17 protein-coding genes are annotated in these 13753 nt (G+C 35.2%); 2 read left to right on the forward strand and 15 right to left on the reverse strand.

Translation table 11 applies throughout. The features are described from left to right. Positions 1–40 precede the first annotated feature (40 nt). The 11 genes from rsmI to mqnP form a co-directional block, all read right to left on the reverse strand. Positions 41–856, reverse strand: a complete 816-nt coding sequence (gene rsmI, locus CVS95_RS03680; RefSeq protein WP_107695610.1) for a 16S rRNA (cytidine(1402)-2'-O)-methyltransferase — start codon at positions 854–856, stop codon at positions 41–43. Between the two features lie 3 nt (positions 857–859). Further along, positions 860–1060, reverse strand: a complete 201-nt coding sequence (gene rpmE, locus CVS95_RS03685; RefSeq protein WP_002942443.1) for a 50S ribosomal protein L31 — start codon at positions 1058–1060, stop codon at positions 860–862. Between the two features lie 83 nt (positions 1061–1143). After that, entirely contained in the window at positions 1144–1800 is a 657-nt protein-coding gene (locus tag CVS95_RS03690) for a 16S rRNA (uracil(1498)-N(3))-methyltransferase (RefSeq protein ID WP_107695611.1), read from the reverse strand. Further along, positions 1801–2202, reverse strand: coding sequence for a hypothetical protein (locus CVS95_RS03695; protein ID WP_107695612.1), 402 nt, complete (start codon positions 2200–2202; stop codon positions 1801–1803). After that, on the reverse strand, positions 2199–2402 hold the full coding sequence (locus CVS95_RS03700; protein ID WP_107695613.1) for a hypothetical protein: 204 nt from the start codon (positions 2400–2402) through the stop codon (positions 2199–2201). The genes CVS95_RS03695 and CVS95_RS03700 overlap by 4 nt, the downstream gene beginning before the upstream one ends. After that, positions 2402–2983, reverse strand: coding sequence for a 6-pyruvoyl trahydropterin synthase family protein (locus tag CVS95_RS03705; protein WP_107695614.1), 582 nt, complete (start codon positions 2981–2983; stop codon positions 2402–2404). Before CVS95_RS03705 ends, CVS95_RS03700 begins: the two co-directional genes overlap by 1 nt. Continuing rightward, positions 2983–3738, reverse strand: coding sequence for a 7-carboxy-7-deazaguanine synthase QueE (locus CVS95_RS03710; RefSeq protein ID WP_107695615.1), 756 nt, complete (start codon positions 3736–3738; stop codon positions 2983–2985). The genes CVS95_RS03705 and CVS95_RS03710 overlap by 1 nt, the downstream gene beginning before the upstream one ends. After that, positions 3738–4706, reverse strand: coding sequence for a GTP 3',8-cyclase MoaA (moaA, locus tag CVS95_RS03715; protein WP_107695616.1), 969 nt, complete (start codon positions 4704–4706; stop codon positions 3738–3740). The genes CVS95_RS03710 and moaA overlap by 1 nt, the downstream gene beginning before the upstream one ends. Before the next feature lie 138 nt (positions 4707–4844). Then, the gene (locus CVS95_RS03720) at positions 4845–5351 is read right to left on the reverse strand and encodes a DUF6115 domain-containing protein (protein WP_107695617.1); all 507 of its coding nucleotides are present in this window, start codon (positions 5349–5351) and stop codon (positions 4845–4847) included. Between the two features lie 9 nt (positions 5352–5360). Continuing rightward, positions 5361–5882: a hypothetical protein gene (locus CVS95_RS03725; protein WP_084109222.1), complete on the reverse strand. Its 522-nt coding sequence runs from the start codon at positions 5880–5882 to the stop codon at positions 5361–5363. Beyond that, positions 5879–6739, reverse strand: a complete 861-nt coding sequence (mqnP, locus tag CVS95_RS03730) for a menaquinone biosynthesis prenyltransferase MqnP (protein WP_107695618.1) — start codon at positions 6737–6739, stop codon at positions 5879–5881. Before mqnP ends, CVS95_RS03725 begins: the two co-directional genes overlap by 4 nt. Before the next feature lie 105 nt (positions 6740–6844). Here mqnP and CVS95_RS03735 point away from each other — a divergent pair, with 105 nt between their 5' ends. Then, positions 6845–8059, forward strand: coding sequence for an FAD-dependent oxidoreductase (locus tag CVS95_RS03735; RefSeq protein ID WP_107695619.1), 1215 nt, complete (start codon positions 6845–6847; stop codon positions 8057–8059). A gap of 2 nt (positions 8060–8061) precedes the next feature. Further along, positions 8062–8937 carry a tRNA (adenosine(37)-N6)-dimethylallyltransferase MiaA gene (gene miaA, locus CVS95_RS03740; protein ID WP_107695620.1) on the forward strand — a complete coding sequence of 292 codons (876 nt, stop codon included), beginning with the start codon at positions 8062–8064 and terminating at the stop codon, positions 8935–8937. Between the two features lie 30 nt (positions 8938–8967). Here miaA and CVS95_RS03745 read toward each other — a convergent pair whose 3' ends face one another. From CVS95_RS03745 to CVS95_RS03760, 4 genes are all read right to left on the reverse strand, one after another. Continuing rightward, complete coding sequence (locus CVS95_RS03745; RefSeq protein ID WP_107695621.1) at positions 8968–9960, reverse strand: iron-sulfur cluster assembly scaffold protein; 993 nt, start codon at positions 9958–9960, stop codon at positions 8968–8970. An 18-nt stretch (positions 9961–9978) separates the two neighbouring features. Continuing rightward, positions 9979–11169 carry a NifS family cysteine desulfurase gene (locus CVS95_RS03750; protein ID WP_107695622.1) on the reverse strand — a complete coding sequence of 397 codons (1191 nt, stop codon included), beginning with the start codon at positions 11167–11169 and terminating at the stop codon, positions 9979–9981. A 405-nt stretch (positions 11170–11574) separates the two neighbouring features. After that, entirely contained in the window at positions 11575–12933 is a 1359-nt protein-coding gene (locus tag CVS95_RS03755; RefSeq protein ID WP_107695623.1) for a thioredoxin reductase, read from the reverse strand. A gap of 3 nt (positions 12934–12936) precedes the next feature. Further along, positions 12937–13752 carry a 3-deoxy-D-arabinoheptulosonate-7-phosphate synthase gene (locus tag CVS95_RS03760; protein WP_107695624.1) on the reverse strand — a complete coding sequence of 272 codons (816 nt, stop codon included), beginning with the start codon at positions 13750–13752 and terminating at the stop codon, positions 12937–12939. Between the last annotated feature and the right edge of the window lies 1 nt (position 13753).

The raw sequence follows: 13753 nt of genomic DNA on the forward strand, positions 1-13753 counted from the left end.
TTTCGTTTCAGTGTCACTTAGTAGTTTTGCGGCCTATAATTTAAGCTTTCGTAAGTTCATCATATATCTTTTTTACATCTTCTCCAGTTATTTTGTTAAGCAATTTTGCTTTTACTTTTGGAGCAAGATCGAGCGAAAGTATCTCATCTTTTGTAATATTTTGAGTGGCTGTTTTGTCACTTTTTGAGATAACAACCGCCCACTCGCCGTTTAAATTTGCTTTTTCTAAAATTTGGACTAAATTTTTAGCACTATCTTTAAACTTACTCTCAAATTTTTTCGTAGCCTCTTTTATAGCAAAAATTTCTCTCTCTGGCTCTAAATTTGCGATGCTTTGCACCAAGCTTAATATACGTTTTGGGCTTTCATAGATTACGGCTGGATAGGCTAAATTTAAAGCATTTTGTATAGCTAAAGCTCTGTCTCTACCGGTATTTGGTAAAAAGCCTAAGAAAACAAATTCTTTATCGCAAAGCCCGCTTGCGACCACGCTTAGAAGTGCGGCGTTTGCTCCGCTTAAAATTTCGTATTTGATATCATTTTTTTGAGCGTATCTTACTAGGCTAACGCCTGGATCGCTTATGCCCGGCATGCCAGCATCGCTCATGTAGGCTACATTTCTGCTAAAAAAATCATCACTTAAATTTACAAAAAAATCATTTTCGTTGTGAGTGTGAAGTGGAATAAATTTTGATATATTTATACTTGCGTCAAAACGTTCATTTAGCAAGTTTATAAGACTTTTGCAGACTCTTGTATCTTCGCAAATAGCTATCTCGCATTCACGCAAAATTCTAATCGCACGAAGCGAGATATCTTCTAAATTTCCTATTGGAGTAGGAATAAAGTAGAGCAAGGCTTATTTTTGAGCGTATTTTTTCTTAAATTTCTCAACACGGCCAGCACTATCAACTATCTTTTCGCTGCCTGTGAAAAATGGGTGGCACTTGTCGCAAATGTCAATTCTGATCTCGCTTTTGTTTGACTTTGTTTTAAAAGTGTTTCCGCAAGCACAAGTTACAGTGCAATCTACGTATTCTGGATGGATATCTTTTTTCATCATTTTTCCTTTATTATTTTTGGGCTAATTATCTACATTAAAAGTTGTTGATTATATAAAAAGAAATCTAAAAATCAAATAAATTAAGCTAGAAATTTTGCCGCTAGTGAGATAACCGCAGTCTGTGATCTTAAAATATTTTTTGTATTTAGGCAGTAGCTATTTTTAAATTTAGCCGTCTCATCCTCACTAAATCCACCCTCTGGACCAATTATTAAAAGCTCATCATCTTTTTTATCATTTAAGCTTTTACCACCAAAATTTATAACTGAGACATTTTTATAAACGCTCATTAGCTCGTCCAAATTTTTATAAATTTCAAACTCCATTAGTGAAGTTCGTCCGCACTGCTCGCAGGAGAGAGCATTTATGTAGTTTAGCCTTTCGATATCTATCTTAAAATTTGCCTGAGAAAATTTAGTATAGACAAAAGCTATTTTACCAACGCCAAGTTCGTTTAAAAATGGCAATGTCTTTTCAATCGTCTTTGGATCGACGATAGCCCAAGCGATCGTAAAGTCGAATTTATGCTCGCCATTTGAGCTGGCAAAGACAAGATTTAAGCTCGCACTTCGCCTATCAATCTCATCAATTTCATAAATATACTCTTTAAAGTCTCGTAAATTTCTAACACTTATTCGCTCACCAGCTTGCATTCTTCTAGCTTTTAGGTGCAAAAAAGCTTCATTTACTATCTTTAAGCTTTCATTACCTGCATTTTTATCATATAAAAATTTCATCTAAATCCCTGCAACTATAACTAAAACAAGATCACAAAATCCCTTAATAAGGGCAAATTTTTTAAATTTTTCTAAGTCGCCATTAGCTGCATAAATTTTTAGCCTTTTAAAACCTATGGCACTAAGTGCGATTAAAATTATTAAGATAATTAACATTTTTATAGCATTAAATTTAAACTCATATCCATAATACGCCCATAAAATAAGTCCGGTTAGCACAAGAAAACTAAGTAGCATATGATAAATCGGTAAAAAATATCTTATACGAAGCACATAGTTTTTGCTATTGCTGCTAAACTGAGTAAGTATTAAATAAAGTATATTACAGGCAACTAGCGCATAAAAAAATGTCACATGAAAAGGCAAAGTGTATGCAAAAAGAGAGGAGAGATGTTCGTTCATTTCTTCTCTTTAGAAGGCTCGTTCTCTTCCACAACTGGCTCAGGTGGGAGTTGTTCATCAATTGTGACATTTGCGTCTGGTTGAGCTATAGTTACGTCACTCGGTACTGGCTCGCTAACATCGTTTTTAGCCTCATCTTTATCTCCACAACCCGCAAATAGACCAGCTATAAATAAAAAAGAAGTTATAATTTTTTTCATCAAACGTCCTTTGGATTTTCTATTTTTAACCTATTTTTCATTTTCTCGAATAAATTTTTATCTTCCCACTCTTCTATGATAGCATCTGAAAATTTGATCTCATCTAGCTTTATCTCGCCCATTTGCGCATTTACGGTGTCCTCTTTAAAGCACTGCGCATAGCCTGTATCAGTCTCATGCACGATAATGCTATGAAGCTTCACTTCACGCTCACCGTTGTTCATCACACTAAGTTCAAGCAGTCGCTCTATCATAACAAAAAATATACGGCAAAACTGCTCTGCGCTTGGATTTAACGGGATCTCGATCCATCTTGCCGAGTGCTTTTTTAGATCATTTTTATACTCATCATTATCGCCTGAAAATATTGTCGTAGCGTGATCAAAACTATCAATGATCGTTTTTATATTTTGTTTCATTAAACCAAAATCATAAACCATGCCAGCATTATCAAGAAAATTTGAACTAAGTAAAATTTCAGCCACATAGCTGTGTCCGTGGATGCTAGTCCTACAACGCTTTGAGCTACAAAATCTCACAATATGTGCATTTTCAAATCTAAAAAGCTTTCTAATAATCATCAAACACCTTCTTTATCGCTCCAAAGCCTGATGTGGATACGCTCTGAGTAGTTAAATCCATACTTTATGGCAAATTCTGCTGTTTTTAAAGCATTTTCGTTAAGCTCAGCTTTATTCGCCCCTATTGCCATGCACCAAACCGGCAAATCAACTTGATTTTTTATATTTATAATTTCGTCTAACTCACTTTTGTCAAAGTGCGAGAGGACAAATTTTAAAAAGCTACTTCTTGCATTATTTTTAATAGCTAAAATAGCGTCTAAATTTATACGTTTTTGCTCGCTAACTCCGCTATTTGCTAGCTTTACACCAAGTGCAAAATGGCATTTTTTATAAATTTCATATTTAGCAAAATCAATTAATATAGTGCCATTTGTCTCAAAATGCACTTCATAATCTTCAAGCAATTTCTTTACCAAATTTATAAAATTTTCATTTTCATGCCAAATGAGCGGCTCGCCACCGGTTAAAACAATGATCGGTTTTTGCAATAAGCCTTTACATAGGTTATCAACTAAGCTTAAAATTTCATCTACGCTGTAAATTTTATAATTAAAATGCCCTTTAAAAACAGCCCTTATACTATCACATCCTAGTAAGCTTTCGCCAGTTTTTAAAGACTTTGTTTGCACGCCAAAGCCAGAGCAGTTTAGGTTGCAACCTAAAAAGCGTAAAAATATGGCGAGTCTGCCTTGGTAAGCCCCCTCGCCTTGGATACTTAAAAACGCTTCAACTAGCTCTAGCTCTTTGCTCATCAACCACCAGTTTGATAAAAGGCACGCGAAGAGGTTTCATTGCTAGCACCTATCGCCCATTTGTTCTCTTTTGGCTTGTTTGCTAGCACTTGCCTTAAAATTTCACTTGCAGCTACGATATCACCTTTTTCAACCGCTTTTTTGATGCTAAGAGCCTCTTCAAAGTAAAGGCAAGGTATCAAAAGCCCCTCAGCACTTAGCCTGATACGGTTGCAACTCTCGCAAAAGTCGTGCTTGTGTGGATCTATGATGCCAAATTTATAACCATCATCAAGTCTATAAATAGACGCAGGCGCATTTGGCAGTTTTCCATCTTTCGTGACATTATATTTTTGTGAGATGATTTTTAAAATTTCATCGCTACTTAGCCCTTTTAGATCATCTCTTGCGTGTGAATTTTCCATATACTCAATAAATCTGATCTGAGAATCTCTAAATTTAGCAAACTCAAGCAAATTTATAAGCTCATCATCATTTACGCCTTTTAGTGCAACAGTGTTGATTTTTACCTTTAATCCAGCATCATGAGCTGCTTCAAAGCCAGCTAAAACTTCGTGCAAGACACTTTTTTGTGCGATAAATTTAGCCTTTTGCTCATTTAATGTATCAAGCGACATATTTATGCGCTTTAGTCCAGCGTCTTTTAGCCTTTTGGCAAAATGTGAAAGCATATAGCCATTTGTAGTAAGCGCTAGATCGATGTCTGGGTTATAATCACTTATCATCTTTATAAAAACGTCCAAATCCTTACGTACAAGCGGTTCGCCACCAGTGATTCTTATCTTTTTTATACCTTCATCGATAGCCACTTTTACAAATAAAAATAGCTCCTCAAAGGTTAATAAATTCTCCCTTGGCGTCCAGCTAAATGGCGTTGTAGGCATACAATACCTACACCTAAAGTTACAACGCTGAGTTACAGAAATCCTTAAATAATCAACAACCCGACCATATTTATCGATTAGCATAAAGCACCTTCTTAAGCTTGGTTAGAGCTTTTTATAATTTTTTCAATTATATGTTAAAAGATTTAAATCAAAATAAAAATTTAAGCCAATTTTTGTAGTTTAAGAGTAGATTAGTCTTTTTAAAATTAGCCTGTAAATTTAGGCTAATTTATGAAATTTAAGCACAAACTCGACTCGCCCCATTCCAACATGAAGGTCTTTTGCGATCATCGCTGCACTTTTTCCGTCTTTAAACATTTTTAGAATTTGCTCTTCTTCATTGATGACGCTTGGTGCGATTTTATTAATATCTCTTGTTCGCTCTTCAAGACTAACTATCCTATCTTTTTGCTCTGTTGCAAAATCATCAATTACTCGCTCAATACTCTTAATCGCACGAATTATTGGCACAATTTTCTCATTTATTTGCAAATCAATATTTTCTTTTATCTGTTTTTTAAGTGGCTCATATTGTTCACTATTTTTAAACGCCTCGCCTTCAAGCATTGAAATTTGCTTTTTTAGATTGAAATTCTCTTGCATAATGCTTTCTATCGCTCGCTCAAATCTCGCAAATTTTTTATTTGTCTCACTATCTTTTATCAACATTAAAGCTACTATTATCGCCAAAACGATACCAAAGCCTAAAAAAATATAAATTTCCATATTGTTCCTTTACGAATTCGCTCTCATTTCTCTTATCATTACGCGCTCTCTAGCTGTTACGTAAGCGTTCCAGTCGGCCTCATCCTCTTCGTGCATATTTTCTATCTTTGCTAAATTTTCACTAATAGCTCTTAAATAAAGGCTCAAATTTCTCTTTGGGAAGATAGGCATAGCAATCCTTGCGTAGTAAATTTCATCTTTTATAAATTTTTCTTCGCTTATTTTTATATGCGTAAAACCGATTTCTTCGATACTCGTCCTCTCTTTTAGTGGCAAATATTGCTTATGCTCATTTTTAATATAATCACTCAGCGCGTCAACTTTTCTATGAAGCTCGATCAGCAAAGTTAATAAAACTTGATCGCTCTCTTTGGTTTCGCCACGTGATTTAGCTCGTTTTAGCCAAGCCCCAAGTGCGTCCTCTTCGCCCGGTAAGATAGAGTCAAACTCTCTTTTAAATTTCTCGCTCCCATCTTTATCAGACTCAAATTCCATATCAAGAGGCGCTTTAAACAGCTTAATCTCACTCATAATACGCTAATCCAAACAAAGATAAAAAATAAAATTCCCAAATAGCCATTTAACGTAAAAAATGCTCTATCTATCTTGCTAAAGTCGCGTCTTACGATCCTATGCTCAAAAAATAAAATAACGCCACTTACTAAAATTCCAAAAAATGCCATCGCTTCAAGCCCAGCCGCCCAAGCAAAAAGTAGCCAAAATATAAAAGCTAAAGCGTGAAAAATAGCTGATAAAAAAAGTGTAGCCTTGTCGCCGTAAATAGCTGGTATGCTAAAGAGCTTGTTTTCTTTATCAAATTTCATATCCTGAAGTGAGTAAAGCAAGTCAAATCCAGCTACCCAAAATGTCACACCAAGGCAAAGTAATACGCTCCAAAGCGGTATAGCAGCACTCACTGCGACCACGCCAGCGATGGGAGCAAGACCTAGGCTAAGGCCAAGCACCAAGTGTGCTAGCTCGCTAAAGCGTTTAAATAGCGAATATCCGCCAAGAACAGCTAAAATAGGAAAACTTAGCCAAAATGCGAGCGAATTTATAAAATAAGCACATACGATAAAAATAAACGCATTTGCTGCGATGAAAAGCTGCATATTGCTCCTGCCGATACGACCATCAACGCTTGGACGGCGCGCAGTTCGCGGATTTAGCTTATCGATATCTTCATCTTTGTATCTATTAAAAGCCATAGCAAAATTTCTAGCACTAACAGCGCAAAAAATACCTAAAATAAGCAGTTTAAAGCCAAACCAAGCCGAGCCACTTTCTATCTTACTAGCAACTATCATCGCAACAAAAATAAAAGGCAAAGCAAAAACAGAATGCTTAAAAACGATAAGTTCAGCGATAATTTTTAATTTTTCTATCATTTGATAAATTTCCATTTTTTTTAAAAATGGTTGATTTTACACCATTTTGCTTTAAATTTGAATTTATATTATCATTACAAGAATAATTTAAAACAAAGGGTTATTATGGGCAAAGTAGCGATTATTGGAGATAGTTTTAGTGCGTTATTTACGGCTTACGAATTAGCTAAAAAAGGTGAAGAAATTTTAATTATTAGCAGCCAAAAAGATGATTTTACAAATGGAATTTTAACGCCTTTTGGCACACACGCTCTTGCAAAAGATGGAGCGATATCTAGCTCGTTTATGGGGCTAGTTAGCAAAAAAAGCGAGCTTGATATAAGTATTTGCTTAAATGAAAATTTTAGAGCTTGGATGACAAATTTTACACTTAAATCAACCAAAGCTCACGACAAAAAGATGCAAATTTTGTTTTCAAAATTTGGTAAGAAAAGCTTTGAAATTTTAAGAGATTTAAACAACAAATATCCACAGATAAATTTCGACGAGAGCGGCGTTTATCTACTTTTTAGCAATGACGAAAGCTTTAAAAAAAGGCTTGATGAGATAAAGGTTGCCCATAGCGAGCAAGAAATTTTAAGCGTAGATAAAGAGCTTGCAAATTTTGGGCTAATAAATAAAAACATAAAAGGCGCTATAAATTTAGCCAACAACGCAAGTATTGATACAAATGAGCTAAAAAAAGCTTTGATAAATGAGCTAAATTCTCTTGGGGTAAAATTTATAAATGATGAAATTTATGAGCTAAAAACACAAGGGCAAATAGTGCAAAAAGCTACCGGTAATAACGGCGAATATGAGGCCGATAACTTTGTAATCGCTTCAAAAAATTTAGAGCTTTCAAATAAACTAGGCACGAGCATAAATGCAATTTTGGCTAAATTTTATACTATTGATATTAGCCTAAACGAAGGACAAATCCCTAAAAAACCAATCATTTTAAATGATCTATTTGCCAAAATTTATCCAACTAAAAATGGTGTTACGATTATTACAAATTTACAAGTCGGCGCTATCGATACACTTGTTAAAACTGAAAAGATTAATGCATTTTTAAATGAGCTAAAGATACATCTTGGTATAAGCGAGCTAAAAGAGCCTAGCTTTAGAGCAAACTACGTGCTTCTTAGCTCAAACGATAAGCCAGCTCTTGGACGCGATAACATATATAGTAACTTGATCTATAACCAAGCTTATGGACTAAATGAGCTTAGCTTTGCTCCGTATTTTGCCGGTGTTTTGGCTGGTCTTATAAAAGATGGCAAAAATAACGAGGAAAATGATGAAATTTTACTCTTTAGCTCGTTTTATGAGGGCTAGATTTGTTTAAAGAATTTGCAATAATTGGCACCACAGCAAGTGGCAAGAGCGATCTTGCATTTGAGCTTGCAAAGGAGCTTAATGGCGTCATATTAAGCCTTGATTCGCTTGCACTTTATAAAGAGATAGATATCGCCAGTGCAAAGCCAAATAAAGAGCAGCTTGAAGCCATAAAGCACTTTGGTGTAGATGAGATTTATCCTGATGAAGAATTTAGCGTTGGGGCATTTTTTGAAATTTATAAAAATGCAAAGGGTTTTGCACGCTTACAAGACTGCCCGCTCATCATTACAGGAGGCAGTGGCTTTTATCTAAAATCAATGCTTAGCGGACTTGCACCAGATGTGCCAAAATGTGAGCCAAATTTAAGCAATGAAGAAATTTATGAGCTAGCTGTAAAAATCGATCCTGAGTTTGCAAGCAAATTTAGCCAAAACGACTCTTATCGCCTCGAAAAGTGGTATCAAATTTATAAATTTAGTAACCAAATCCCAAGCATTTGGCTAAGAGAAAATACTAAAGAGAGCATCATAAAAGAGCTAGCGATATTTGAAATTTTATGGGATAAAGATGAGCTTAGAGAACGTATCAAAAAGAGAACAAAAGGCATGCTTGAAGCTGGGCTTATAGATGAGGCGAAATTTTTGTTTAATAAATACAAAAGTGAGCCAAAACCCCTAAAATCAATAGGTTTAAAAGAGTGCAAGCATTTTTTAGATAAAGAAATTTCTAAAAACGAGCTTGAAGAGCTCATAGCTACGCATACGGCTCAGTTAGCAAAACGTCAGCGAACCTTTAATCGCTCACAGTTTGAAAAAAATTTTGTGGGTGATTTGAGCCAAATTAGAAGTGAAATTTTAAAATTCTTAAGAGAATAAAAACTAGCCCATAAGGGCTAGTCAATAAAATCAAATAGGCATAACCCTAATTTTTGGGCTTAAGCTCTCTTGCAAGACATTTTCAATCGCATAAAGAGTGCCAGTTGAGCCACTTGCACAGCCTGAGCAAGCACCAAGATAGCGAATATAAATATCAGTATTTTCGCCGTTATCATTTCTGATATCTAAAATTTCTAAATTTCCGCCATCCATCTCGAGCATTGGGCGAATTTCTTTATCTATGACAGACTCTACTGCCTTTAACTGCCCTACCATCGTCATATCTTCAAAGCTAATGTCACCTAAAGTATGATTTGCTTGGGCATTTGCCTGAGCTTCGATCTTCTCACGCTCCATCTCAGCCCTAGTATCACGTAAAATATCCACCAAATAATATTCTCTTTTTTCATGGCCACCAGGCTTTACGCAAGACTTGCAAAATGCACCAGCTTTGGTGTATTGCGTGATCTCCTCAACTGTGTGAAGGTCATTTAGTCTTATCACTTCTTTTATCGTACCAAGGCTTACCCTAGCGCACTCGCAAACGATGATCTCATCTTCAAAATGCTCTGGATCTATGCCTTTATAGCTTGCAGCTGCTGCTTTTATAACATCATACGCCATAACTGAGCAGTGCATCTTTTGAGGTGGAACTGCTGGCGTTTCTGGATTGTCGCGCATAGCTTTTTCGACATCAAGGTTTGTGATCTTGACTGCTTCATCAACTGTTTTGCCAATACAAAGCTCAGCCATCGTATCAGAGCTAGCTATCGCTGTGCCACAGCCAAAGCTTTTAAATTTAGCATCTATTATTTTGTCTGTCTTTTCGTCAACAAGCCAGTATAGCCTAACCGCATCGCCGCAGCTTTCTGCACCAAAGTCAGCCACAATAAGCTTTGCGTTTGCCTTTTTAGCATCTTCTTCGGTTATCTCTCCCATAAATTTAGGGTTATTCATCCTATCTTGCACTACCTTAGAATATTCATCCCAGATAGAGCCTCCGATCAAATTATTCTTTGCCATATTATTTTCCTTTAAATTTTATAATCCACTCTTATGCCATTCTGGGGCGTAGGCAAATGTACTAGAGATACCTCTTAGTCTATTTACCGCTTTTGTTATATACTCGATCGCATAATCAATCTCTTCTTCTGTATTAAACCTAGAAAGAGATAGTCTAAGTGCGGTGTGAGCCAGCTCCTTATCTGCCCCTATGGCCTCCATTATTGGGTTACTCTCTAATGTTTCACTTGCACATGCTGAGCCAGTTGAAGCTGCGATGCCAGCTTTGTTTAGATCCCAAAGCATAGCTTCGCCTTCAACGCCTTTTATAGAAGCCAAAATGGTATTTGGCACACGTTGTTCTTTTTTACCAACGACGCTAACGTCAGGAATTTGTAAAATTGCATCTTCAAGCTTATCACGTAAACGGCGAACATGAGAGTGCTCATAATCCATAAATTTATTTGCCAGCTCAAGTGCTTTACCCATGCCGATGATGCCAGGTACATCGAGCGTGCCGCTTCTGCGTCCGCCCATATGCTCACCACCATGAAGCAAGCTACTTAGTGGCATACTATTTTTTATAAATAGTGCTCCAACACCCTTTGGTCCGTGAAATTTATGCGCAGAAAAGCTTAAAAAATCAACGTCAAGGTCTTGAACATTTATCTTTATCTTTCCAACTGCTTGAACAGCATCCGTGTGGAATAAAGCTCCATATTCATGAGCGATACTAGCAAGCTCTTTTACAGGAAAGATCATGCCGGTTTCGTTATTTGCACTCATTATAGAAACAAGTGCTACATTCTCATCCATTACAGCTCTTAGCTGTTCTGGTGTGACTATACCATCGTTATTTACATCTAAAACAGTAAGCTCTACGCCATATTTTTCTAAAAATTTACAAGTTGCCAAAATAGCTGGATGCTCAACTGCGGTTGTTACGATACGCTTTTTCTCGCCAGTTGCTATTTTGTCAAAGTAGATGCCTTTTACTACCCAGTTGTTGCTCTCAGTTGCACATGAGGTAACGACGATATCGTCACTATCTTTTGCATTTAGTCCGGCATAGAGCTGATCTAGCGCTGTTCTTAAAGCTGGATGTGTTTCAGAGCCAAATTTATGAAGCGAGTTTGGATTGCCGTATTTTTCACAAAAATATGGTTTCATAAGCTCAAAAGCTTCAGGATCAACCATTGTTGTAGCGTTATTGTCTAAATATACTCTCAAATTTAAAACCTTAATTAGGATAAAAAATATCCTTTTTATTTTTGTTGGGATATTATAACAAAAAAGTTAAAAGCAAGTTTAAAAATATGCTTTAATTTTTTCAAAATTTAGGTCATTTTGATATTAGAATATATTGAAATTCTTTATCAATATTTGTATAGATCGCTATTTGCGATTTTTCTTATAAAAAAGTCTAATTATCTCTTAAAATTAATTTATTTTTTTAAGTTAATAGTACGAAAAACATATTACTTGAGTGCATTATCTCTTTATAGTTTTCTTCTAATTTTTCATATGAGGTTTTTATTAGACCAGTTATCATAGAGATGCCTATGTCTTTGATTGTAGTGGCTTAATATATTTATATTTGGCTCCGTTTGGAGCCATAGATATTAAATTTATTCTTTAATACTTTATATTATGCTCTTTGGCATAGTTTAGGATCTTAGTTCTAAGATCTTCAGGAAAACTTTCTCTATACATTACTGGTGTTAGAGGGTTTAGCTTTTTATCTAATTTACCTGCTTCATATAGTCTTATTAGCTCTTCAGGTGTGTTATAGTATGGTGCATTAGGATAGCCCTCGGGTGGAGTTAGGGACATTATTTTAGATTCTAGGAGGGTGGAGTCAATGTAAAGAGATAGTCTTCTTTCATCCCACTCCGCAGGAAACCCTCCTTTAAAATCCTCTTTATTGTCATCTAGAACTTTCTTTATAAAGTTATCAAATTCATTTCTTGTAGTCTCATTAGCATCTAGGTCTCTAGGATCAAGAAGTTCACCTTTTTCCTCTACTATCTCTCTTAAGCCAGTATAAAAACCTCCATTTGGTATAACCGCTAAATTATCTCTATTAAAATCCATCACAAAGTAATTACCTACTATTTCATCTAGATAAGGCATCATGCCATATTCATCTAGTGGAGGGTTTTTATATAGTTTAAGAATTTTCGTGTAGGTATCTAAATTTTTATTTACCCCCATACCATAAGTATAGTATTTAAAAGAGTCCGCTAGGTAGTTTAATGCTTCTACTACTCCCAGCTGTGCTGCTAAAAATGCTTTTTGAAAATCTCTGGCTTTAAATCCCGCTGAACCACCGGTGCCAAATGCCGATGGATTGCCTAATATGCCAGCACATAAATTCCACTCTCCTATAAAGAGTTCTGATTTTAATGTATTTTTATTTCTATCTACTTCATCATAAATTTCAGCATATTCTGGTTTAGTTAGTTTGCCTTTACTATCTACTCTAGCTATTGCATCTTCAGGGATATCTATCATGGTGCATTTTAGATTACTTCTTTTTACTAGATAGATATATCTATCTCTTTTATCTTTTAAACTTTCATAGTAAGCTTTTTCTGATTTAGTCCAAGGTGATAGTTTAGTTGAGCTTGGTTTATAACTAATGTCTAGCCATGATTTAAATGATAGATAGTCTGTTTGACCTAAAGAGTTTGGTTTAGGGTTATAGTATAGTGGTTTATAGTTTTTATATGGAGATGAGTCTAGGATGGAGCGGGAGTCAAGGAGCATTTGGGAGTGCTCTTTTACACCTATAGTCTCACTCCCATAATCAAGTGGTGAAACTGATAAATTTGTCTTTTTATCAAATGGTATTTCCATTCCATTTGGAGCTATGACCGTATATGTATTAGTGTTATCCATTAAATTTTCTTTACTCATTAAATTTCCTTTATTGATTATTAATAGTGATCCGGCTACTAAAAGAGCTATGATGATAAATATAATCTTCTTCATCTCTTATCCTATATATAGACCATCTTCCATTATTATGGTAGTAGCTAGACGACCTATTAGGCGTGGCGGGATATTCTCTTTAGCCTTATCTTTTAAATCAACCTTACACCCCACATACATACCCTTTACATTGTTGTTTCCTATCACATCTAATGCTTTTAGTAGTCTTCTTGATTTATTATCCACTTCTGATCCATTAGTGTTTAAATTTCCATTTTTAAAGTCTTCTAGTATCTCCATAGCTTCGTTGTATTTGTCTATTGGCAGGGCTTGTTTTGAGGTGCTTTTATTTGCTTTATACATCTCATAAATTTCATCTCTTTGTTTTATATCTATTGAGTTTGATGGACTTATTGTTAGCAATGTTTTAACTCCTTGCAACATAAGCTCTTTTGGTGAATATGCTAGCTTCTTGTTTCTTTTATTTAGGTTGTTAAAGAACTCTTCATCAGTTTTATTATCTGTTCTTAGCTCATCTAGACATAGATAAGATATCATAGTATCTAGGCTTATATCTTTAGATAGATTAGAGTCTAGTTTGTTTGTAGTAGTGTTTATATCATAGTAGAAGAAGTTATGATAGTCTAGTCCTCCACTAGATAGTCTTCCTCCTATGATAGTTCTTTTTAGATCTATATTTATAAAAGATGAGTATATCTCTATAGGATAGTAGGTATATTCACTTGTTTTATTTGAATAAGGTTCATAAGATATATTCTTAACAGCATAGGTATCATTAAATTTATTTGTGAAATACTTATGAAGTATTAGTTCATAAGATCTTTTTTGTTGTTCGTAGGTGGCCCCGTTTGGAGCCATA

This window comes from Campylobacter concisus (genome assembly GCF_003048905.1).
In the GTDB taxonomy this organism is placed as follows: domain Bacteria; phylum Campylobacterota; class Campylobacteria; order Campylobacterales; family Campylobacteraceae; genus Campylobacter_A; species Campylobacter_A concisus_V.